General features: G+C 69.4%; 17 protein-coding genes and 1 pseudogene. 9 read left to right on the plus strand and 9 right to left on the minus strand.

All coding sequences use genetic code 11. The annotated features are described in order from the left end of the window. Positions 1 to 87: 87 nt before the first annotated feature. Positions 88 to 411: pseudogene (locus HNV26_RS38630) on the minus strand (siderophore ABC transporter substrate-binding protein); the annotation flags it as partial. Between the two features lie 778 nt (positions 412 to 1,189). Between HNV26_RS38630 and HNV26_RS26030 the strand changes: the two are divergent. Further along, entirely contained in the window at positions 1,190 to 3,217 is a 2,028-nt protein-coding gene (locus HNV26_RS26030) for a kelch repeat-containing protein (protein WP_253817036.1), read from the plus strand. Positions 3,218 to 3,385: 168 nt separating this feature from the next. Beyond that, the gene (locus HNV26_RS26035; protein ID WP_171443632.1) at positions 3,386 to 4,501 is read left to right on the plus strand and encodes an esterase/lipase family protein; all 1,116 of its coding nucleotides are present in this window, start codon (positions 3,386 to 3,388) and stop codon (positions 4,499 to 4,501) included. Between the two features lie 12 nt (positions 4,502 to 4,513). Here HNV26_RS26035 and HNV26_RS26040 read toward each other — a convergent pair whose 3' ends face one another. The 5 genes from HNV26_RS26040 to HNV26_RS26060 form a co-directional block, all read right to left on the minus strand. Then, positions 4,514 to 5,416, minus strand: coding sequence for a helix-hairpin-helix domain-containing protein (locus HNV26_RS26040; protein WP_171443633.1), 903 nt, complete (start codon positions 5,414 to 5,416; stop codon positions 4,514 to 4,516). A 117-nt stretch (positions 5,417 to 5,533) separates the two neighbouring features. Continuing rightward, positions 5,534 to 6,925 carry a sensor histidine kinase gene (locus HNV26_RS26045; protein ID WP_171443634.1) on the minus strand — a complete coding sequence of 464 codons (1,392 nt, stop codon included), beginning with the start codon at positions 6,923 to 6,925 and terminating at the stop codon, positions 5,534 to 5,536. Further along, positions 6,922 to 7,611 (minus strand): response regulator transcription factor, encoded by a 690-nt coding sequence (locus HNV26_RS26050; RefSeq protein WP_216612714.1) that lies wholly within the window; start codon positions 7,609 to 7,611, stop codon positions 6,922 to 6,924. Before HNV26_RS26050 ends, HNV26_RS26045 begins: the two co-directional genes overlap by 4 nt. Before the next feature lie 43 nt (positions 7,612 to 7,654). Then, positions 7,655 to 8,617, minus strand: a complete 963-nt coding sequence (locus HNV26_RS26055) for a hypothetical protein (RefSeq protein WP_171443635.1) — start codon at positions 8,615 to 8,617, stop codon at positions 7,655 to 7,657. 72 nt (positions 8,618 to 8,689) lie between these two features. After that, complete coding sequence (locus HNV26_RS26060) at positions 8,690 to 9,085, minus strand: RidA family protein (RefSeq protein WP_171443636.1); 396 nt, start codon at positions 9,083 to 9,085, stop codon at positions 8,690 to 8,692. Between the two features lie 113 nt (positions 9,086 to 9,198). On the opposite strand from HNV26_RS26060, the gene HNV26_RS26065 reads away from it, so the two are divergent. From HNV26_RS26065 to HNV26_RS26075, 3 genes are all read left to right on the plus strand, one after another. Beyond that, positions 9,199 to 10,824: a peptide chain release factor 3 gene (locus HNV26_RS26065; RefSeq protein ID WP_171443637.1), complete on the plus strand. Its 1,626-nt coding sequence runs from the start codon at positions 9,199 to 9,201 to the stop codon at positions 10,822 to 10,824. 137 nt (positions 10,825 to 10,961) lie between these two features. Beyond that, a complete protein-coding gene (locus HNV26_RS26070; protein ID WP_366816971.1) occupies positions 10,962 to 11,345 on the plus strand; it encodes a hypothetical protein in 384 nt (127 codons plus the stop codon). Next, positions 11,342 to 12,676 carry a sensor histidine kinase gene (locus tag HNV26_RS26075; protein WP_171443639.1) on the plus strand — a complete coding sequence of 445 codons (1,335 nt, stop codon included), beginning with the start codon at positions 11,342 to 11,344 and terminating at the stop codon, positions 12,674 to 12,676. Before HNV26_RS26070 ends, HNV26_RS26075 begins: the two co-directional genes overlap by 4 nt. Before the next feature lie 10 nt (positions 12,677 to 12,686). Here the strand turns inward: HNV26_RS26075 and HNV26_RS26080 are convergent, their stop codons facing one another. Continuing rightward, positions 12,687 to 13,229: a hypothetical protein gene (locus HNV26_RS26080; RefSeq protein WP_026114254.1), complete on the minus strand. Its 543-nt coding sequence runs from the start codon at positions 13,227 to 13,229 to the stop codon at positions 12,687 to 12,689. 70 nt (positions 13,230 to 13,299) lie between these two features. Between HNV26_RS26080 and HNV26_RS26085 the strand changes: the two genes are divergently transcribed. From HNV26_RS26085 to HNV26_RS26095, 3 genes are all read left to right on the plus strand, one after another. Beyond that, complete coding sequence (locus HNV26_RS26085; protein WP_253817038.1) at positions 13,300 to 14,793, plus strand: carboxypeptidase M32; 1,494 nt, start codon at positions 13,300 to 13,302, stop codon at positions 14,791 to 14,793. A gap of 125 nt (positions 14,794 to 14,918) precedes the next feature. Then, positions 14,919 to 15,491: a hypothetical protein gene (locus HNV26_RS26090; RefSeq protein ID WP_171443641.1), complete on the plus strand. Its 573-nt coding sequence runs from the start codon at positions 14,919 to 14,921 to the stop codon at positions 15,489 to 15,491. A gap of 429 nt (positions 15,492 to 15,920) precedes the next feature. Next, positions 15,921 to 17,291 (plus strand): NHL repeat-containing protein, encoded by a 1,371-nt coding sequence (locus HNV26_RS26095; protein WP_253817040.1) that lies wholly within the window; start codon positions 15,921 to 15,923, stop codon positions 17,289 to 17,291. Between the two features lie 288 nt (positions 17,292 to 17,579). Here the strand turns inward: HNV26_RS26095 and HNV26_RS26100 are convergent, their stop codons facing one another. After that, positions 17,580 to 17,933, minus strand: coding sequence for a four-helix bundle copper-binding protein (locus tag HNV26_RS26100; protein WP_253817042.1), 354 nt, complete (start codon positions 17,931 to 17,933; stop codon positions 17,580 to 17,582). A 99-nt stretch (positions 17,934 to 18,032) separates the two neighbouring features. Here HNV26_RS26100 and HNV26_RS26105 point away from each other — a divergent pair, with 99 nt between their 5' ends. Next, positions 18,033 to 18,674 (plus strand): O-methyltransferase, encoded by a 642-nt coding sequence (locus HNV26_RS26105; protein ID WP_171443643.1) that lies wholly within the window; start codon positions 18,033 to 18,035, stop codon positions 18,672 to 18,674. 2 nt (positions 18,675 to 18,676) lie between these two features. Here the strand turns inward: HNV26_RS26105 and HNV26_RS26110 are convergent. Then, a partial coding sequence (locus HNV26_RS26110) for a M1 family metallopeptidase (RefSeq protein WP_171452893.1) occupies positions 18,677 to 21,324 on the minus strand: 2,648 nt, incomplete at its 5' end.

Consider the following 21,324-nt stretch of genomic DNA (forward strand, 5'->3'; position numbering starts at 1 on the left):
CCCCAGCGCGGTGGCTCGCGCCGCCCGCTCCTCCTCGAAGTTCTTCACCCGCGGGTCGGCTGCCTTCTGCTTGCCGAAGGCCTTGCCCAGCGCCAGCGTCTGGCCCGTCACGTCCTCCACGAAGTGGTCGGCGCGAACGGGCAGGTTCACGGTGGGCGCGAGCGCGCTCAGGCCCTCGGCCTGCTTCCGCGAGCGCGCACTCACCACGATGAGGTCCGGCTTCAGCTCCGCGAGGACCTTGGTATCGGGCTCGAACAGGCTGCCGGCCTGGGGCACGCCATTGCTGTTGTAGGCGGACAGCGTGGCCGGGACGGTGGCCTTCGGCACGGCCACGGCGCGGATGCCGAGCGTGTTCAACGTGTCGAGCACGCCGAGGTCATCGACGGCGAGACGGGACGGCGTGGCTGGCACGCTCAGCGTGCCAGACTCATGCTTCAGCTTGAACGCAGCAGCGGTCGCCAGACCGGCGGCGAACAGCGCCGCGACGAGCGGGCGATGGAAACGGCGCCTGGGAGGTTCTCCGAAACGTGACCGCGAAAACCGAGTGACGTTCCGGCGGAGATGCCACGCCGCGCCTCGACTCGACAGCGGCGCCGGGCGAGTCGAGGCGCTCTGGCTGGTTCATATTTTCACTTTGAGATTGGTTTTGCATTGTCGCCAGTGCCGCGCGCTTGTCGCCGCTGCGCCCTCCGGGTGTTCCGGCCCTGCGCAGGCGAAGAACCGCCAGCGCGGCGCCATGGCGCTCTGTTCATGCGTGCCTGGGACAAGCAGGTAGACCGCCAGCACTCCGAAGGAGGCTGGGTGGATTTGAAGGAGGCGGTTGCCGTTTGTTTGGCTGGCAATTCTTCGGTTGCTTGAATTGCATGGCCTGGCGCGGTGGCCTCTGGCTTTACCCCGCACGGGTGGGTGCCCAAGGCCCCACGTATTGATGTGTTCAGTTTTGGGTGGTGCGATGGTCCGCCCGTGCAGGGCTGGGGTAAAGGCGCCGAGCGCGGTCCCGCCGCGCATCCCCCCGTTGCACAAAGGACCCCCGCTTATGTTTGAACCTGTCGGGTTCGGCCGAAAGGCCGCGCTCTTGATGACCCTCGTGTTCGCAGGATGCTCACACGAGGATTTTGCAGATGCGCTGAATGAGCCATGGACCCACGACGCCGAGCTCGCTTCCGTCAGTTGGGTAGAGACCCCCAGCATGTCCACTCAGCGGCTGGACCATACGGCCACGGTGCTGCCCAATGGCCGCGTGCTGGTCTCCGGTGGCCAGTCCTCCACGAGCGCTGAGCAATACGACGTGGCGACCGCGCGGTGGCTCAGCGCGGGGAGCATGAATGTCATCCGCCGGCGCCACACCGCGACGTTGCTGCCCAATGGCAAGGTGCTGGTGGTGGGCGGTGACGTCGCCGCCGCGACCACCGGCACGGCGGAGCTGTACGACGTGGCCACCGGGACCTGGTCTTCCACCGGCAGCCTGGACTCCCTTCGCTCGGGACACACCGCCACGTTGCTGCTCAACGGCAAAGTGATGGTGATGGGCGGAGAGGACGGCACGGGAGCCGCGTTGAGGACGGCGCGACTGTATGACGCCGACACGGGGACCTGGAGCGCCACCCACAGCATGACCGTCCCGCGCATGGGACACGCGGCGACGCTGCTGCCCAATGGCAAGGTGCTGGTATCGGGCGGGCGCTCCAGTTCGTGGGGCACCGTCCTTCGGAGCGCGGAGCTCTATGACCCCGCCACGGGAACCTGGTCCTCCACCGCCGCCATGAGCTCGCCGCGCACGGGGCATGCCTCGACGGCGCTGCTGAATGGCAAGGTGCTGGTGTCCGGCGGGCTGGTGGATGACATCACCGCGACGCGCAGCGCGGAGCTGTACACCGTGGAGGCGGGTGTCTGGGGTTCCGCGGGGGGCCTGATGCCCGTCGAGCGCGCGCACCACACCGCGACGGTGCTGCACTCCGGCGAGGTGTTCATCACCGGTGGCACGGACGGCAGCGAGCCCTACCTCCAGAGCGCTGCATTGTATGACCCTGTCAACGCGCTCTGGACCTCCACGGTTTCGATGGGCACCAGCAGGCTGGGCCACACCGCCGCGCTGCTGGGGACGGGGGAGGTGCTGGTCGCGGGCGGAAGCCCGGACGGCGTCCTGCGTACCGCTTCCGCCGAGCGCTACGTCCCGCCCACGCTTCCCTGGCGCGCGGCCAATGCCATGCAGTCCGCGCGGTACCACCATTCCTTGACGGTGTTGTCTTCGGGCGAGGTCCTCGCGGCTGGTGGCACCGCGAATGGCAGCACGGCGTTGACGGGCGCGGAGCGCTACTCCGAGGCCACGGGTCACTGGCTGCAGACGGGCACGCTGCTCACCGCGCGCTATCTCCACACCGCGACGCTGCTGCCCAATGGCAAGGTGCTGGCAGCGGGAGGCCAGAGCACGTCGTCCAGCTATCTGTCCTCGGCGGAGCTCTATGACGCGGCCACGGGCACGTGGGCTTCCACGGGGGCCCTGGCTGCGCCGCGTGCGCGCCACACCGCGACGCTGCTGCCCAACGGCAAGGTCCTGGTGGCGGGAGGCCGGATGAGCTCCAGCTTCTCTGGCATGCTGGCCACCGCGGAGCTGTATGACGCGGCGACCGGGACGTGGACCGCCACCGGGGTGATGAGCCGCCGTCGGCAGTACCACACCGCGACTTCGCTGCCGTCCGGCAAGGTCCTGGTGGTGGGAGGCAACACGCAGGATGGAGACACGTCCTCGGCGGAACTCTATGACGTGTCCACGGGGCAGTGGACGCTCACCGGCTCCCTGTCCGGGCCGCGTTATGGCCACACGGCGGTGGCGCTTCCGTCGGGCAAGGTGCTGGTGGCCGGAGGCTGGGGCGCGCGGGGGGCGCTCGCCACGGCTGAACTCTACGACCCGGCGACGGGCGTCTGGACCTCGCTCACGTCCATGCAGCACGCCCGCTACGGACCGATGTCCGCGCTGCTGCCCTCCGGCCGCGTGCTGGTGTTGGGCGGTGACGGAGGCGGCACCGTGGGCTTGTTGGCCTCGGCCGAGGTGTATGACCCGGCCAGCCGCCAATGGCACAGCGCCGGAACACTGCCCACGGCGCTCACCAGCGCGGGCGTGGTGACGCTGGTGGGCTCAGGCCGCGTGCTGGTGTCGGGAGGTCTGGGCCCCAGCGGCTCGCTGTCCTCCGCCGGGTTGTATTCGCCCGCGCCCTGATTCCACGTCCCGCCCCGGGGCTTGTGTCACCGGGGCGGGCTTTCGGATGCGGCCCGCAAGACAGCTGGAGGCTTGGGGTGTCGCCTGGGTGATGGCGGCGCGCTTTCGGGTGACCCGAGCCGCGTCTCCGCTGCTCCAATCTCCCAGCGGTGCATTCGAGGGGGACGCATGAATCGGATTCAAAGGGTGGTCATGACGGGGTTGTTCGCCGGAGTGCTGGGAGGGGCTCCCGCGTCCTGGGCCGGCGCGGCGAAGACGCAATACCCCGTGGTGTTCGCGCACGGCATGGGCGGGTTCGATGACCTGCTCGGCTACGACTACTGGGGGAACGACTTCGGCACCTTCGTGGGCGAGGCCTGTGAGTCGCGCTTCGACACGAACTGCAACAGCGACCTCGACCCGGGACAGCGCGCCTTCGTTGCACAGGTGGCGGCGTTTCAGTCCTCGGAGGTCCGCGGGCTGGACCTGGCGGACGACATCGAGGGCTTCATGGCGACGACGGGTGCCTCGAAGGTGAGCATCATCGGCCACTCTCAAGGGGGCATCGACGCGCGGAAGGCGGCGCGCGTGCTGCGGGAGCGAAGGGGCGCCACGTCGGTGGCGGTGCTGGCCAGTGTGTCTTCGCCGCACCGGGGCTCGCCGGTGGCGAAGTACATCCTCGACCAGAAGCCGGGCGTCACCAGCGTCATCGCGGCGCTGGCGCGCTACTACGGCGACTCCGTCTATGCGCCGGGCAATGATGCCTATGCGGCGGCGAAGCAGCTCGTCTTCAATGACTATTCATCCTCGGACGGTGTCGTCACGGGCATGAAGGTCTTCAACGAGAAGTATCCGGCGAGCAGCAACTACGCGGAGCGCTACGTGTCACTCATCACCGCGCAGTCCGGGGGGAATGTGAATCCGGCGCTGTACCTGTTGAAGGAGTTCCTCTTCGACATCGACGGCAACGGCTACTGCGCGGGGGATGGGGACAACGACGGCGCGGCCGGCTGTGGCGACGGCGTACGCAACGAAGCGGATGACGATGGCATGGTGGGCATCAACTCTCAGCAGATGGGGCGCCGGCTGCGCTACCACGACGCCTTCTTCGGCTTCGACTCGGTGACGGACGACGCGTCCATTCCCGCGCTCAATGATTTGAACGCGCCATCGCGTCCGCAGAGCACGTCCATGTCCAGCGTGGTGCCTCAGGACCATGTGGATGTGGTGGGGGTCGGGCCGGACGCCTTCGATGAGCCGGAGTTCTACGCCGCCCTCATCCATTACATCTCACTGCATGATTGACGTGCCGGCGCGTCAGGCCCCGGGCTGCGGGGCTTCGACTTCCTCGGACTCCACGCCGTAGTACGCGAGGCACTCCACCTCGCGTCCGCGCACCACACGTCGGCCGTCGAGCGGACCGCCATGCGCGGTGACGATGGTGCATTGGCCCTCGTCGCCTTCCTGGTCGAAGTAGAGCACCACCCAGTCATGGGTGGCATTCTGCTGGTGGGCCAGCGCGGTGTTGGAGAAGAGCGCGCGGAAGTTCCATCCCTCCAGCTTCTTGCGGAGCACGGGCAGCCATGCTTCGCCGGAGGGATTGAACCGGCGCGGGGCAATCCGGCGCAGCTCGCCTGCGTCCGCGCGCCGCCGGTATTCCTCGTCCACCTGGAGCAGCACGCCCACGTCCGGCCGGGGGCCTTCATCCCGTCCTTCGCTCCGTCGTGCTGCGCTGCGCCGCTCCCTGCCCAGCCGCGCGCCGAGCAGCTCGCGCACCTGTTCGCTGCGCCGGGGGCCGAAGCCCTCCACGCGCTCCAGCCGTCCGTCGTGTGCGGCCTGCTCCAGCTCCTCCAGCGTCCGCACGCTCAGCTCGTCGTGGATGCGGCGGGCCAGGCCCGCGCCGATGCCCGGCACGCTGGCCAGGAGCTGCTCCGGAGAGTGCTCTGTCTCCAGCCGCTGGAGCAGGGCGAGCTGTCCTGTGCGAATCAGCTCCGCCATCGCCGCGGCGATGCTCTTCCCCACGCCGGGGAGCTTGCGCAGCCCTGCTTCACCTTCCTCGGCCAGCAGCTCCGCCACGGGTTGAGGCCACTGCGCGATGGTGCTCGCGGCCTTCCGGTAGGCGCCGACCCGGAAGGGCATCGCGTCCTGCTCCTCCAGCAGGTCCGCGACGCGCTCCAGCGCGTCCGCGACATCGATGTTGTCCTTCCAGGCAACGCCCATGGCTGCCTTCAAGGTGGGGCGCGTCGAAGCCGGTGGCCAGCCCTGTCGCTCAGGTCGCGCCGTGGCACGGGGCCCGGCGGGCGGCCGGCTTGCTGCCCGCGCTCACGGCAGCGGCGCTCAGCCCGGCTTGCGCGTGGAGGCGCGAGGTCCTTCAATGACGACCTTCAGGCCGCGCGGCGGGTTGGGCGCGAAGGCGAGTGAGAAGCCGACGCGCTGGCACAGCTCGCGGACGATGGACAGGCCAAGTCCGCTGCCCCGGGTCGCCCGGCGCCGCGTGGCCTGCGCGCGAAACCCGCGCTCGCCCAGGCGCTCGAGCTCCTCCGCGGAGAGTCCCGGGCCGTCGTCGAGCACGGTGAGCCGGAAGCGCCCGGGTTCCGCATCCTCCAGGACCGCCACGACGTGGCCCCCCGCCTCGCCGTGCGTGACGGCGTTGTGGAGCAGGTTGCCCAGGGCCTGCTCCAGCATCGTGGGATTGCAGCGCACCCAGAGCGCCTCGTCGGGCCGGGAGCACTCCACGGTGAGCCCCAGCAGCCGCGCGAGCTGCTGGAGCCTGCGCACCACCCGCTCCACGGTCTGCCCCAGCTCCACGCGCGGGTCGCCCGCCGTCGGGTCGATGCCCTCTCCGAGCTGGCAGGCGAGGTGGAGGTTGTCCACCAGGGAGGTGAGGTAGACGGTGTCCTCGATGCCCTGGCGGAGGAGCGCCGCGGTCGGCTCGGTGGGCGTCGTCGAGGCCAGCTCCAGCGACAATTGAAGCGAGGCAATGGGCGTCTTCAGGTCGTGCGCGACGTCCGCCAGGTGTCGCTCCAGCGCGTGTTTCTGGGCCTCGATGCGGGTGGCGTCCTCCTGGACACGGGCATGGGTGGCGTCGAGCACCCGGGACAGCTCGCCCAGCTCATCGTCCTGGCCATCCGCCGCGGAGTGATACCGGGTCGCCCCGAGCATCCCCGCCGCCCGGTGCAGACGGCGCAGGCGCTGGAGGAGGGGGTGGACGACGACGAAGGTGGACAGCGTCGCCGCGAGCATCGTGAAGAGGACGGCGGCCACGAGGACCCACCCGCCCACCGTGGCGCGCTCGTCCATGGGCGGCCAGCGGAACTCCAGCAGGCTGCAGGGGCCGGACTCGGCGAGCTTCAGCAGCGAGGCCCCCGCCCAGGCGGAGTCCGGACGGAAGAGCGGGAGGTAGAAGAGGGTGGGCTCACGCTCTCCTTGGGCGAGTCGCGCGAGCAGCTCGGGGTCTGGCCGTGCGCCGGGCGAGCCTGTCCCCACCTTGGCAATGTCGTACGCCTCCACCTCCACTCCGTCCGGGCTCCGGAAGCGCCATCCCGGTGTCGTCCGGCACTCCGAAGCCAGGGGCGCGAGCGCCAGGGCGGCGGACATGCGTACGCCGTGCGACAGCGCGGCATCCACGCCCAGGACAATCGCGAGGAAGGACGCGCCCAGCGTGCCCAGCAGGCCCAGGAGCGCCGAGGCCACGAGGATGCGTTGGGCCAGTCGGTTGCGCAGCCTCACCGCGGCTCCTCGTCGGGGATGAACCGGTAGCCAATCCCCCAGGATGTCTGGATGCGCGCGCCCGCGGGCCCCAGCTTCTTGCGGATGCGCGCGATGTGCGAGTCCACGGTCCGGTCGTCGCGCTCCTCGCTGGGCGGCAGCGCGTGCTGGGCAATCTGGGCGCGTGTCAGGGCCCGTCCCGGGCGCTCCGCGAGATAGGCGAGCACGTCGAACTCGTGGCGCGTGAAGGGCAGGGCGCCGGTGCCTTCGCGGCTCGCCTCGCGGGCGTCGAGGTCCAGGCTCACGTCGTCCCAGCGCAGCACGCGTCGCGGGCGCTCCTCCTGGAGAAGCAGCCGTGCGCGGATGCGGGCGACCAGCTCCTCCATCCAGAAGGGCTTGGGGAGGTAGTCCACCGCTCCCAGGCCGAAGGAGCGCAGCCGGGCCTCCAACTCCTGTCTCGCGGTGAGGACGATGACGGGGACTCGGAGCCGGAAGCGCCAGGCTTCCAGCAACTCGAAGCCGTCCTGTCCGGGCAGGTTGAGGTCCAGCACGACCAGGTCAGGGTGCTCGCGCTCGGCCATCTCGAGCGCGAGCACGCCATCCGTGGCGAGCACCACCTGGAAGCCCGCGAGCTTCAATCCACGAACGATGCCCGCGGCGATGGGGGCATCGTCCTCGACGACCAGGATGCGCGCCGATGGGTTCATGGACACGGTCCCCAGGTGGGTCTCGTCGTGTCAGCGCTGTCGCTCAGTACACCCAGGTGTAGCCGCCGCCGACAGTGGCGCTCACGCCGTCTTCCGCGAAGGTGCTGACTTCCGCGCCGAGGCACATCACGAGGCCCGCGAGGTCGAGCCTGCCACTCGTGGCGAAGGCCGTCCATTCCTTCTCGGTGATGGGCATCTTGAAGACGACCTGGGTGCTACCGCAGAACTTGCCGACGCCAGCGCCGAGGCTGACCGTGAGCACGGGGCCGGCGAGCTTGGAGGGCATGTCGGCCCACGCGCCAAACTGGAAGTTCATCGACACACCCTGGGTGATGCCCGCGACGCCCCCGATGCCGAAGAAGCCCCGGACCTGCGTCTGCCTCGGGTGGTCGAAGGCGACGCCGACGCTTCCCTCGGGGCCCGCGCCGAAGGTCCCGCTGCCGCCGCTGCCGATGGAGAGGGTCCCGAGCCCCTTGCTCCGGGCCTCATTGCCGGTGCGCTGGACCGACTCGTCCTGAGACAGCGAGGTGACGGTCTTGTTCGTGTCCTCGTCCTTCTTCTTCTGGGAGGACTGGCCCACGAGGAAGTCCACCTCCTCGCGGCGGGCGGGATTCGTCAGCAGTGCGTAGCCCGTCTCGGCCATGTTCTCCAGGAGGGCCAGGTGCTTGCGGTAGACGTCCTCCGCCAGCGCCTCGGCGACGTCGCTCAGCGCGTCCGTGAGGAAGCGGGTGGACAACTCCACCATCTCGTTCCACGCGGCTTCCCCAGCGGCCAGGGACTCCGCATACGCCTGCTCCGCCAGCTTCGCGGTGTCGCGGGTGAGCGTGTCCACCTCCCGGGCGAGCTGCTCGGCCTCGCGGCTCACCTGATGGGAGACCGTTCCGGCAGTCCCTGTGACGGTATCGGCCGCCTTGTTGGCGGTATCCACCACCGTGTTGCCCGCCTTCTTCGCCGTCTTCTTGACCTTCTTCACCGCTTTCTTGAACGACTTGCTGATGCTCGACACGTGGGGACCCCCTCGGCTGCGTTGAGGGACCCACCTTGCGGGAGAAGTGTTGAGGGACTGTGGAGCGCGCCGTCAGACGCCGTCCGCGACGACGGCGTCCGCTTCAATCTCCACCAGGATTTCGGGGGAGATGAGGCGGCTGACCTCCACCATCGACGTGGCGGGGCGGATGTGGGCGAAGAACTCTCCATGCGCCCGGCCGACCGCTTCCCACTGCTGGATGTCCACGACGTACATGCGCGTGCGCACCACGTCCTCCAGCCGGGCGCCCAGGGCCTCCAGGGCGGATTGGATGTTCTGGAGCGTCTGCCGGGCCTGCAGGTAGGCGTCCCCCACGCCCACGATGTTTCCCTGGGCATCGGTGGCTGTCGTCCCGGACACGGAGACGAAGGGGCCCACACGCACGGCGCGCGAGTAGCCCACCAGGGGCTCCCACGGGGTTCCAGTGGAATGCTGGGTGCGCTTCATGAGGTCTCCGAGGGTAGGTGTGGGTCGGCAGCCTTGCATGGGCCCCTGCCCGGTCGGCAAGCGCCGCTTGCAAGCTGCAAGGAAACACCGCCCGTGATAGTTGGCCCCGGGTCATGACGAACGAGCTCCATAGGGAGGTCGCCCGGCGGCGCACCTTCGCGATCATCTCCCACCCCGACGCGGGCAAGACGACCCTCACTGAGAAGCTGCTGCTCTACGGCGGCGCCATCCATCTGGCTGGAAGCGTGAAGGCCAAGCGGGCGCGGCGGCATGCCACGTCCGACTGGATGGAGCTGGAGAAGGAGCGCGGCATCTCCGTCACCTCGTCCGTCCTCCAGTTCAGCTACCGCGACCACTCGGTGAACCTGCTGGACACGCCGGGCCACCAGGACTTCTCCGAGGACACCTACCGCACCCTGGCTGCGGCGGACGCGGCGGTGATGCTCATCGACGCCGCCAAGGGCGTGGAGCCGCAGACCAAGAAGCTCTTCAAGGTCTGCCGGATGCGGGGCATCCCCATCTTCACCTTCGTCAACAAGCTGGACCGCTACGGCCGCGAGCCGTTGGAGTTGATGAACGAGCTGGAGCAGGTGCTCGGCATCCGCTCCTACCCGATGAACTGGCCCATCGGCATGGGCCCGGACTTTCGCGGCGTCTATGACCGGCAGGCCCGCGTCGTCCACGTCTTCTCCACCGAGGGTTCCCACGGCGAGTCCGAGGTGAGCGAGCGCTCGGTCGCCATCGACTCGGATGAAATCAAGACGGTCCTCACCGAGTCGGAGCTGGCGAAGCTGCACGAGGAGATCGAGCTGCTGGACATCGGCGGCGACGAGTTCACCCGCGAGAAGAGCGATGCGGGGCAGCTGACCCCCATGTTCTTCGGCAGCGCGATGACCAACTTCGGCGTGCGCCCGTTCCTGGATGCCTTCCTGGACCTGGCCCCCGCGCCCACGTCGCGCCTGACGACGCAGGGGCCGCGTGAGCCCACCCACCCGAAGTTCGCCGGCTTCGTCTTCAAGATTCAGGCGAACATGGACCCCGCGCACCGCGACCGCATCGCCTTCATGCGCGTGGTGAGCGGCCGGTACGTGAAGGGCATGAGCGCCTTCCATTCGCGCCTGGGCAAGGACGTCCGTCTGGCCAAGCCGAGCCAGTTCATGGCCGCCGAGCGCACCTCCATCGAGGACGCGTGGCCCGGGGACGTCATCGGCCTGTTCGACCCGGGGCTGTACCGCATCGGCGACACGCTGGCGGAGGGCACCGGCGTGGAGTTCGAGGGCGTGCCGCGCTTCAGCCCGGAGTTCTTCGCCGTCGTCCGCAGCCGGGATCCGCTCCGCCGCAAGCAGATGGAGAAGGGCCTGGAGCAGCTCTCCGAGGAGGGCACGGTGCAGATCTTCCAGCAGCTGCAGATGGGCATGAAGGACCCCATCGTCGGCGTGGTGGGCGCGCTCCAGTTCGAGGTCCTCCAGTACCGCCTGGAGCACGAGTACGGCGCGAAGATCGCGCTCGACCGGCTGCCCTTCAGCCATGCGCGCTGGGTGGTGGGCGCCAACTTCGACCCGAAGGCGTTCGACTGGGAAGGCAACCGTCAGACGGTGCAGGACCGGGACGGATTGCCCCTGGTGCTCTTCCGGGATGACTGGGCGCTCCAGCACGCCGAGGACAAGCACCCGGAGCTGAAGTTCGTCTCGGAGGCCCCGCAGTTGCGGCAGGCCACCCCCTTGGCTTCGGGCAGCTGAGGCCCGTCGGCCGGGTTGTTCCAGCCCCTGGGCGAGTGGACTTTCGCCAGGGGCTTCATTAAGCGAAGGGGGCTTTCCGCGTCGCACCGCAGCCGGCCCACTGCATGTCAGAGCGGCACCCCCCACCTCACGAGGTCGTGCGTGCCTGGCGTCAACGCCAGCTGCCGCGCCCGTCTTCTCCCGCGCTCCTGGACCTGTTCGAGCGTGGCTTCCAGGCGCTGTGGCGCCGTGGCCGTTCGGTCCTGGGGGAGGTCACCCTGGTGGTCATCCTGGAGCGGGTGCTCCAGCGGGTGGTCCAGGCCCATCCCCACTTGTCGGCGCTCGCCGTCACATCGGAAGGTCTTCGCTTCGAGCGGCTGCATCCGGTGGTGGCTGAATTCGACCCGGAGCGGCTGGAGGAGTCGCTGGTGGTCCTGGTCGAGGAGTGGCTGCGTGTCCTCGGGGCGCTGACGGGCGAGGTCCTCTCCGCCGCGCTCCGTGAGGAGCTGCTGACCGTGGAAGGGACGAGGCACCCCCGATGAAGGCGCCGCGGAGCCCAGCGGGGGAGGAGTCCGCCCACCGGGACGTCCCAGCCTCCCGGCGGCGGCCCCGTCGCGCCTGGCGAAAGCGGGGGCAGGCCCACCGCCACCTGGCGCAGCTCCATGAGGTAGGCCAGCTGCTCTGCGCGTCCGACGGTGTCGCGGCCAGCTTCCCCGCGCTGGTGGAGCGCCTTTCCCGATGGCTGCCGGTCCGCGTCGCGCTCCTGCTGGAGGGGGTGGATGCGTCCGGAGTGTCCGTTCCGGAGCGGCCCTGTCTGATGGCGTGGCATTCGTCCGAGGGCATGGAGTCCCCTCCGTCCCACGCCGTGGCGCATGCCGCCTCCGCGTACGCGTACCTCGTGGGCCTGGAGCGCGTGAGCCTGCAAGGGTGTGACGCCGTCGAGGGCGTGTTCAAGGCGGAGCCGGCCCGGGTTCCCGGGAGGGTTACCCTGCCGCTGGCGCCGAAGGAAGGCGTCCTGGGCGTGCTCCACGTGGAGGCGGTGGGGCTGGGGGAGGACGGGCTTGCGCTGCTGGACGGGGTGGCGAACCTTCTGGCCGTGGCCCTGCCGAAGGAGCATGCCCTGCGCCGCGAAGTTCGCCTGCGTGAGCGCGCGGAGGCGCTGTTCTTCCAGGCCCAGGAGGCCGTGCGCTGGCGCGACGAGCTGCTCACCGTCGTCTCCCATGACATCAAGACGCCGCTGCTCGCGGTGCGGATGAACGCGGAGATGATTCTGAAGGCGGGCACGGCGCCGGAGAAGGAACACCGCCGGCGCCGCTACCTGGAGAACATCGTCCTCGCCGAGCAGCAGATGAGCAGCCTCATCGGCAACCTGCTGGACCGGGCGCGCCTGCGCGGCATGCCCATTCCCCTGACGCTCCAGCCCCTTCCAGTGGACGCCTTGCTGGCGCAGGCGCTGGAGGTGCTCCGGCCGCTCGCGCTGGAGAAGGGGCAGGTCCTGACGGTGGCGCTGGCGCCAGAGCTGCCGCCGGTGCTCGCCGACCGCGAGCGCATCCTCCAGGTGATGGCCAACCTGGTGAGCAACGCCATCAAGTTCACGCCCCCTGGCGGCGCCATTGAGGTGCGGGCCCGCCTGGTGGAGGGGGCGAAGGTGTGCGTCTTCGTGAAGGACTCCGGGCCCGGCATCCCCGCCGAGGACGCACCGCACCTCTTCGAGCGCTTCTGGCGGGCCAGCCATTCACCGGGACGCGGCACGGGGCTGGGGCTCAGCATCGCCTGGAGTCTGGTGGCCGCGCACGGCGGGACGCTCAACGTGGAGAGCCACGAAGGGCAGGGGAGCACCTTCTCCTTCACCCTGCCCGTGGCCCTGCCCTGAGGCGCCGCGGCTACTTGTAGGGCAACACCGTGCCGCCGCGGAAGGCGGAGTCACGCAGCACGAGCCCTTCCTTGCAGAGCCGCGCCGTCTTGGGGCCCACGAAGAAGCCCTTGGGGTCGCCCTTGCGGTACGTCTTCTTGATGTACTCCTCGACCTCGAGGAACAGGCTCCGGAACTTGTCGGGCGCCGCGTTCTTCCGGCCCGTCTGCGCGGTGATGTCCAGCTCCGCCCACATCTTGCCGCTGAGCAGCTCGCCCTCTTCGTTGGTGCGGCAGCGCTCCATGAAGATGACGGGCGAGCGCACCTCGTCGATGCGCCAGTAGCCCTTGTCCGGGCCCCGCTTCACCTTGTCGACGATGGCCGCGCCCAGCTCGGAGGCCACCATGTAGAGGTCCTCCGGGGGCAGCCGCTCCAGGTTCTCCGTGTTCGCGCGGAAGGTCTCCCAATCCTGTGGGACGCGCCGGGGGTACACCTCCAGGACGAAGCGCTCCAGGAAGCGGAAGAAGGCGAGTTCGTCGTCGGGGGACATGAAGAACTGAATGACGTTGGCCATCGCGCAGCCCTCATACTCCCGAGTGCGTCTTTCGCGATAGTGCGGCGCGAAGCGGGCTATGAATCCGGGCATGGATACCTGGCTGCTGACCCGGATGCAGGAGCTTCGCGACCTTCAAGGCCTCATCGGCCTGGCCACGTGGGACATGGAGACGTACCTGCCGTCCAAGGCCGGTCCCGCGCGCTCCCATCAGCTCTCCACCTTGCAGGGGCTGCACCACGAGCGCCTGGTAGACCCCCGGCTGGGGGAGGCCCTGGCCCAGGCCGCCTCGCAGGCGGACCTGTCCGACGACGCCCGGGCCATGGTGACGGTGCTGACGCGCGAGCGGGAGCGGGAGGTGCGCGTCCCCGCGCCCCTGGTGCGGGCGCTGGCGGGGGCCATCAGCGACGCCATCCAGGCCTGGCGGGAAGCCCGACAGGCAAGGCGCTTCACCGTCTTCCAGCCCGCGCTCCAGCGCCTGTTGTCGCTGCGCCGGGAGCAGGCGGACGCGTATGGCCATGCCGGGGAGCGTTATGACGCGCTGCTGGAAGGCCATGAGCCGGGCATGCGGGTGGCGCGCCTGACGCCGGTGCTGTCGGCGCTGCGTGAGCACCTCATCCCCATGGTGGGCAAGCTCACCGCGGTGAGCCGGCCGGTGGCGCCCTTCCTGACGGGCCGTCACTACGACAAGGACGCGCAGTGGGCCTTCACCCTGCGGCTGTTGAAGGACATCGGGTTTGATTTGGAGGCGGGCCGGCAGGACCTGAGCATCCATCCCTTCACCGGAGGCACGCACCCGTTGGACGTGCGGCTCACCACGCACGTGGACACGGCCACGCCGTTCCCGTCCATCTTCAGCACCATCCACGAAGCCGGCCACGGCCTGTATGAGCAGGGCTTCGCTCCCGAGCTCTACCGCACGCCACTGGCCGCCGCGCCTTCCATGGGGCTGCACGAGTCGCAGTCACGCCTGTGGGAGAACATGGTGGGCCGCGGCCTGCCGTTCTGGCGGCATTACTTCCCCGTGCTGCGCGCCGCCTTCCCGGAGGCGCTGTCCGGCACCGACGAGGAGACCTTCCACGCCGCGGTGAATGCGGTGGGGCCGTCGCTCATCCGCATCGAGTCGGACGAGGTGACGTACAACCTGCACATCGCGCTGCGCTACGAGCTGGAGCTGCTGCTGGTGCGCGACGAGCTGCCGGTGGAGGACCTGCCCGCCGCGTGGAATGCACGCATGGAGAAGTACCTGGGCGTCACGCCGCCGGACGACACGCAGGGCGTGCTCCAGGACATCCACTGGGCCTGGGGCGAGCTGGGCTACTTCCCCACGTATTCGCTGGGCAACCTGTACGCGGCGTCGCTCTACCGCGCCGCGAAGCGCGACCTGCCGGAGTTGGAGGAGCACCTGGGGCGGGGTGAGCTGTTGCCCCTGCGTGACTGGCTGCGCACGCACGTGCACCAGCATGGCTTCCGCCAATCCGCGGAGGAGCGCGTGAAGCAGGTGACGGGGCAGGGGCTCACCGACACGGATTTCCTGGCGTACCTGAAGGAGAAGTACGGCGCGCTGTACGGTGTCTCGCTTTGAAAGGCTGAGAGCGCGTGCGTCAGTCAGGAGGTGGCATTCATGCTGCCTCCTGCCTGGGCTGTTCGTCCTGTGATAGCTGAGGAGCAACACGGCAAAGGGGGACGCAAATCAAACCTGGAAAAGTCATGCTGGTGGGGTGGGGCGCGGGTGCCATCGGCGTGGGCGCCTACTTCTTGTTGTCCCCGTACCTGTCGCCCCCCGCGGAGCCAGGGAGCATCTCGAGTCCGACGCTGGCGAAGCTGCTCAATGAGAGCATCGACGCGGCCATCGAGAGGATGAATCCCACGCATTCCCCTGGGCTGATTCCAGAAGCGGCGGCCAATTCGCGGGCGTTCCTGAAGGAAGTCTCGGAGGTGGTGGCCCGGTGCAGCAAGGGGCGCTTCGAGCCGAGCCAGAAGTACAACAAGCTGGAGTATCACCTGCTCCGTGCGGACGGTGTCCGCTACGAGCCCATCTACACGGGCCTTCGGTGCCACGAGGGGACGCTCATCTTCCGGGCCGTCTTCAAGGATGGGCGTGTCGCCGAGGCCTTCACGGACGGGAGTGAGCGACAGTATCCGGTCGGCCAGGTTCGAGGCGCGGTGGGCGAGTTCGGGAAGAGGGTGACCTGGTCGGACAGGGATTACCACCCGGCGCGCTATTACGTTCCGCCACCTGTGCAGCCGACTCAGGCCGACATCGCGAAGCAGTGGGAGTAGCCCGGCATGGGCGCACCATGCGCGCCCGCTCTTGCCGGAGCGGGCCGTGGCGTCGCCGTTTCAGTGCCCGCCGCCGTTCGAAGCGACTGTAGCGGCGGGAGGTGCGATGGCTCAGAGGGGCTCCTGCCGCAGACAGACGTGTGCCAGGGGACGTGACACGAGTCGCATTCATGGCTTTGCACGGGCAATGTCCGCAGGGAGCTTACATCAAAGACTGTGTGAGGTCGTCGTGACCCGTCGCTAATGCGTGGCACGCTATCTTGCGGCCCAGCGCATCGGCGGTCGCCGCGAACTCAATGGGCGTGTCAGGCTTTGCGGGGGCTGCCGTCATTGCGTGACCGTGGGCTCGGGAGTTCCGGGTCCGCGTTTGCAATGCATTGCACGGGAGCCGCACTTGTCGTATTGGTCCCGCGCGGAGGGGGAACAATCATGAGAATGCTGAGTCGAGTTGGGCTGATGTGGGCGGCCTGCGCGCTGGTGACCGCGTGCAACGGCGAGGGGACGTTCGAGAACGCAGGTGAAACCGAGTCCGTCCGAATGGAAATCTCCCTGGCGGGGGATGTCTGCGGCGTCGTGTCCGCCGATGCCGTTGTTTCCGGTCTGGGCATGACTGTCATCGGGCCTGTTCCGCTTCAAGTGGACGGCACAGCCATCCGGGGGCAGGTGTCCGAGGTGCCAGCGGGAGCCGGTCGGGCAGTGCGTGTGATTGCGTATAACGCGTCCATGCTGGAGGTGTACGCGGGCAGCGCCGTGGTCGACGTCGTCGCTGGCGAGGTGGTTTCGGCGAGCCTCGTGCTGCAGCGCAACCCGGTCAACTGCCCGGGCGCCACCACGGGTGGCATCGACATCTCGGGGCAGCTGGAGACGGGGGAGCCCACGCCGGATGGTGGCAGTGATGGCGGCGTGGACCCGGATGCGGGCGTCGTGCTGGGCGGGGCCGCGTTCGCCTTCACCTACCAGGACGCGACGCTGACGAGCGATGGCGTCATCCACTTCCTGGACGGCAACGCGGATCGCATCCGTCGACTTGACCTGACGACCCGGAGCTTCCTGTCCGCCTTCGTCGGGACGGGCGATGCGACCTCGATGGCGGTCGCTTCGGACGGTCAGACCGCATACCTGGCCTACACGGGAGGGCGTATCGATGCCTTCACTTCGACGGAGGATGGCACGGCTCGCTTCTTCGCCGCGGCGCCTGCGTCGGTGTCGCGCATGGTGGTGGCGGACCGCTACCTGTTTACCATCGATGGCTCCGGGGCCTGGGGTACCCATGCGCTCTATCAGCGGGCGACGGGCGCTCGGGTCGCGGCGGCGGACTGGAGGAGCAGCGCGGTGAGCCTGCTGTTCTCGGAGGCGAACAACACCATCTACTTCGCCGACAGCGGCGTCTCGCCGCAGGACCTGAACCGAGTGCAGGTGGACATCGAGGCGGGCACCCTGGGGGCTGAAATCGACTCGCCCTACCATGGTGCCTACAACCTGAGGGCGCCGCTGCGGCTGTGGCCGGATGGCTCCGCGGTCGTGACGGGGAGTGGCCTCCTCTTCAATGCGGCGGACCTGACGTACCGCACCAGCATCGGCCTGTCGTTCGTGGACATCGCCTTCCACGGTGAGCGCCTCTACCTCATCGACACCGTGGGAGACAGGACGCAGCTGCGGGTGCTCAACCACCGGTTCGACATCCTCTCGGCGGCGTACTACCCGGGCGCGGCTCAGCGGGTCTTCGTGCACAACGGCCAGCTGGTGCTGCTCACCTCGACGGGGAGCAATGGGTTCCAGGCGCGTCTGCTGGACCTGTAGTTCCGGTGTCAATTTGAGCGCGGGTTCGTGATACCAGGGCGCGGGAGGAGCGACGCTCCTCCCGCGCCCCGTCGTTCATGACGCTGGCCGCGCGCCGATTCCGGGCGGCATCGGTGGCGTCGTCGCCCGTCATGCTAGAACGCGAGACACACATCATCCGGGCCACGGGCAGCAACAGGTCGACGCATTCAACGAGCTGCTGTCTGAGATTCCCGTCCAGCGGGCGGCGTGAGCGCCCCTCCCGCGCGGGCCCCACGCGGGTGTTCAGTCCGCACCTGCGCTGCTGACTCAGGCGAACAGCAGGGGCCTGCACGCGCGGGCCAGTTGCAGCGCGTCCCGCGCGAGCGTGTACGAATCGCGGTCCTCCGCGTCCAGCCACGCGGCCCGGGCCACCAGGTTGGCCAGGTCGAAGCACAGGCTCGCGGTGCGCCGGGCCAGCCGGCTCTCCTTCTGGAGCGCGCGTGCATTCAGTTCGCACAGTTCAGCACACTGTCGAAGCAGGCGTACCACCTCGCCGGACAGCGGCTCCCCTCGGGCGACCCGGCGGGCCATGCCCTCTTCGCAGGAAACCTGACACTGGAGGCTCGCGGCGATGCACCGGGACACATCCGCGTGCGCACCACCGATTCTGGCTGCCAGCATCGAGACCTCCTCCATCCAGAGCGACGACAAAGTTATGCACGAGGCGTCTGACGGCAACCTGAAGTGGGGGGCCCCGCGGTACGTGCTAATCGATGGGACATGCCCAAGCTCACCCTCGTTCCTCCCGAAATCGAGGCGTACGCGGACGCTCACACCACGGCACCCGCGCCCCTCTTCGATGAACTCCGTGATGTCACGTATGCGCGGATGTCCTCCCCCAACATGCAGGTCGGGTCCGTGGAAGGCACCTTCCTGCGCATGCTGGTCGCGCTGACCGGTGCGCGGCGGGTGTTGGAAATCGGGACCTTCACCGGGTACTCGGCGCTGATGATGGCGGAAGCGCTCCCGGATGATGGGGCGCTCATCACCTGCGACATCGACCCCGAGGCCACCGATGTGGCGCGCGCCTTCTTCCTGCGCAGTCCGCATGGACGGAAAATCGACCTGCGCATGGGGCCGGCGCTGGACACCCTGAAGACGCTCCAGGGGCCATTCGACCTGGTGTTCATCGACGCGGACAAGCCGAGCTACGCTGCCTACTGGGACGCGGTGTTGCCGCTGCTGCGGCCGGGCGGGCTCATCATCGCGGACAACGTGCTGTGGTCGGGCCGGGTGCTCCAGCCGGAGGGCCCCAATGACCATGCGATTGTCGACTTCAACGCGAAGGTGGCGGCGGACCCTCGCGTGGAGCACGTGCTGCTCACGGTGCGTGACGGGATGATGCTCGCGCGCAAGCGCTGACGTCAGTAGCGGCGCAGGAAGCGTTCCAGCCCGGGACGCAGGGCTTCGCGCTGTGCGATGCACAGGTCCACGCGCTCCAGCGCCTGCGCCAGGGCGCGCTCACCCCCTTCGAAGGTGGGCGCGTAGGGCGCGAAGAAGGCCGCGAACCGCGCGCGGTGTTCGGCGTCGCAGAAGAATCCGCCGGTGCCCAGCAGCCAGGGCGCGATGTCCCGCGGCAGCCGCTCCCGGAGCGTCTCGAAGTGCTCGCGCAGGAAGTCGAACGCACCCGCGCGGGTGGGCTGTGCCTCCAACTGCCGGAAGAGGATGGGCAGGGCCTCACGCGTGTCCACGTCCGGCGCCAGCAGCAGGGCCCGGCTGGCGCTGGCGAGCGCGGCGTCCTGGAAGCCTCCCAGGGCGGCGAAGAGCAGGTCGCGCTCGCGACTCTCCGTGGTGGTGCGCAGGGCTTCGAGCATGCGCTGGTGGAGGACGGTATCCCCTGAGACCGCGGCGGCGCCCATCACGCCCTGCGCCGCGTCCATGGACAGGGAGCGCCGGTCGTCCAGCCAGCGCAGCGCGAGCTTCCGGGCCTCCGTTCGCAGGAGGGCGTCCTCGCCGGACTGGGCCACCATCCACACCAGCCGGGGCCGCAGCATGCGCACGTCGTCGCTTTCGCCCGGGCGCGGCACGAAGCCCAACTGGCGAGCCTGGCCGCCAAAGAGGCCACGGACGAAGCGTGCGCGGCTCGGCCACGCGGTTCGCGGGACGAAGTCATCCCGCACGCTGGCGACCAGGGCCGCCGCGCCCATGACGAGGTCCGGGGTGTCCGCTCGCAGCAGGCGCGTGGCCAATGTCAGGGCCTGGGCCACATCCAGTTCGCCACTGGCCACCAGGGCCTCGGCGTCATCCAGCAGGACGCGGCGCTCGGCGATGCTGAGCCCCCGGCCCCCCTGCCGCGTCAGCCGCTCCAGCGCGTCACCGCGCAGCAGCGCGTGGTAGTAGCCGCGGCCTTCCGCGTTGGGGTGGACCCAGTCCGGGCAGGACTTCGCGCCATCCAGGGACAGCGTGCCCGTGGACTCCGAGAGCACCGTGCAGGCGCGGCCCTCCGTGCCCCCGGCTGCGTAGCGCACGCACACCGGCACCTGCCACGCCTGTTCCTCGCCGCGTCCGCCCGGCGAGCCCAGAGGGAGATAGCGCCGCTGCTCCAGGGCCAGCCGGGGCACTCCCTCCTTGGGGCACTCCAGCGTCATGGCGACGCGCGGCGCGCCCGGCTGGTCCAGGAAGGAGGAGAAGGCGGGCGCCACGTCCTTGCCGGTGGCCCTGGTGAGGGCTGCGAAGAAGTCCGCGGTGGTGGCGGTGCCCCTCGCGTGGGTGTCCAGGTAGTGCCGCACGCCTTGCTGGAAGGCGTCGGGGCCCACCCAGGACTCGAACATGGCCAGCACCGCGGCGCCCTTGTTGTAGGTGATGCCGTCGAAGGCGGAGTGGACGTCTCCCGGCGCTTCGATGGGCTGCCGGACGCTGCGCGCGCTGACGAGCCGGTCCTCCACCAGGGCATCCCCCCGCGCCTCCACGCGGCGCACGTCCCCGCGCCATTCGGGCTTCCACTGCGTCACGACTTTGTAGGCGAGCCAGTCCGCGAAGGACTCGTTGAGCCAGAGGTCGTCCCACCACGCGGGCGTCACGAGGTTGCCGAACCACTGATGCGCAAGCTCGTGCGCCTGCGTCAGCGCGAAGTAGCGCTGGCGCCACAGGGAGTCCCCCTCCACGGGGCCCAGCATGAGCGGGGCGCTGAAGGTGATGAGCCCGGGGTGCTCCATGGCGCCTCCTTGCGTGCCGGGCAGGGCCAGCACGTCCAGCTTCGCGTAGGGGTAGGGCGTGCCGAACCACGTCTCCAACTGCTCCAGCAGCGGGGGCGTGGCCCGCGCGGCCCAGGCCGCTTCCGCGGCGCGGCCTTGCGGCACCAGCATCCGCACCGGCACGCGGTGGTGGCCCGCGACGCCCGCGTCAACGGCTTGAAAGGGGCCCACCGCGAAGGCGACCAGGTACGAGGGGAGCGGGGGCGTCGTCTGGAAGCGCACCGTCTTCCATCCATCCGGGCCGTGCGTCTCGGCCTCCACCGGTGAATTGGCGAAGGCGCCGTCCTCCTCGCGCACGCGCAGGGTGAGCCGCCAGGGAATCTTGAAGGCGGGCTCGTCGAAGCAGGGGAAGGCGCGCCGCGCGGCCAGCGGCTGGAACTGGGTCATCGTGTACCAGCGCCCCGCGTCCTGTTCGCGGTAGACGCCCGAGCTCTCCCGGGCACGCGCCCGGCCCGTGTACGCCACGCGCAGGATGACGGTGCCGGGGCCCACCGCCTCACGCGGGAGGAAGACGAGCATGTCGCCGATGGGCAGCGTGGACGTCTTGATCCGCGCGCCCGCCACGATGAAGGCCGCGTCCTTCACGGCGAGCGCCTCCCCGTGCAGCCACACCTCGTGCGTGGCCTGGGGCAGCTCGATTTCGATGTCCGTCGTCCCGCTGAACATCTCCCGCCGCGGGTCCAGCTCCAGCGTCACCGTCTGCCGCACGGGCCGCACGGCCGGAGACAGCCGCAGGCCCGGCGGGGTGAGGACGGGGGCCTCCTCCTCGGGCGTCACGGCCTGCGTGACGGGGCGAGCGGGGGCAGACCGAGCGGGGG

Origin of the sequence: Myxococcus xanthus (genome assembly GCF_013116825.1) — a bacterium.
In the GTDB taxonomy this organism is placed as follows: domain Bacteria; phylum Myxococcota; class Myxococcia; order Myxococcales; family Myxococcaceae; genus Myxococcus; species Myxococcus xanthus_B.

Coding starts and splice junctions, on each gene's coding strand:
- HNV26_RS26065 (WP_171443637.1), top strand. CDS start 9,199: ATGACGAACGAGCTCCATAGGGAGGTCGCCCGGCGGCGCACCTTCGCG.
- HNV26_RS26095 (WP_253817040.1), top strand. CDS start 15,921: ATGAGAATGCTGAGTCGAGTTGGGCTGATGTGGGCGGCCTGCGCGCTG.
- HNV26_RS26030 (WP_253817036.1), top strand. CDS start 1,190: ATGTCCACTCAGCGGCTGGACCATACGGCCACGGTGCTGCCCAATGGC.
- HNV26_RS26060 (WP_171443636.1), bottom strand. CDS start 9,085: ATGAAGCGCACCCAGCATTCCACTGGAACCCCGTGGGAGCCCCTGGTG.
- HNV26_RS26050 (WP_216612714.1), bottom strand. CDS start 7,611: ATGAACCCATCGGCGCGCATCCTGGTCGTCGAGGACGATGCCCCCATC.
- HNV26_RS26100 (WP_253817042.1), bottom strand. CDS start 17,933: ATGCTGGCAGCCAGAATCGGTGGTGCGCACGCGGATGTGTCCCGGTGC.
- HNV26_RS26080 (WP_026114254.1), bottom strand. CDS start 13,229: ATGGCCAACGTCATTCAGTTCTTCATGTCCCCCGACGACGAACTCGCC.
- HNV26_RS26090 (WP_171443641.1), top strand. CDS start 14,919: ATGCTGGTGGGGTGGGGCGCGGGTGCCATCGGCGTGGGCGCCTACTTC.
- HNV26_RS26105 (WP_171443643.1), top strand. CDS start 18,033: ATGCCCAAGCTCACCCTCGTTCCTCCCGAAATCGAGGCGTACGCGGAC.
- HNV26_RS26035 (WP_171443632.1), top strand. CDS start 3,386: ATGAATCGGATTCAAAGGGTGGTCATGACGGGGTTGTTCGCCGGAGTG.
- HNV26_RS26040 (WP_171443633.1), bottom strand. CDS start 5,416: ATGGGCGTTGCCTGGAAGGACAACATCGATGTCGCGGACGCGCTGGAG.
- HNV26_RS26085 (WP_253817038.1), top strand. CDS start 13,300: ATGGATACCTGGCTGCTGACCCGGATGCAGGAGCTTCGCGACCTTCAA.
- HNV26_RS26075 (WP_171443639.1), top strand. CDS start 11,342: ATGAAGGCGCCGCGGAGCCCAGCGGGGGAGGAGTCCGCCCACCGGGAC.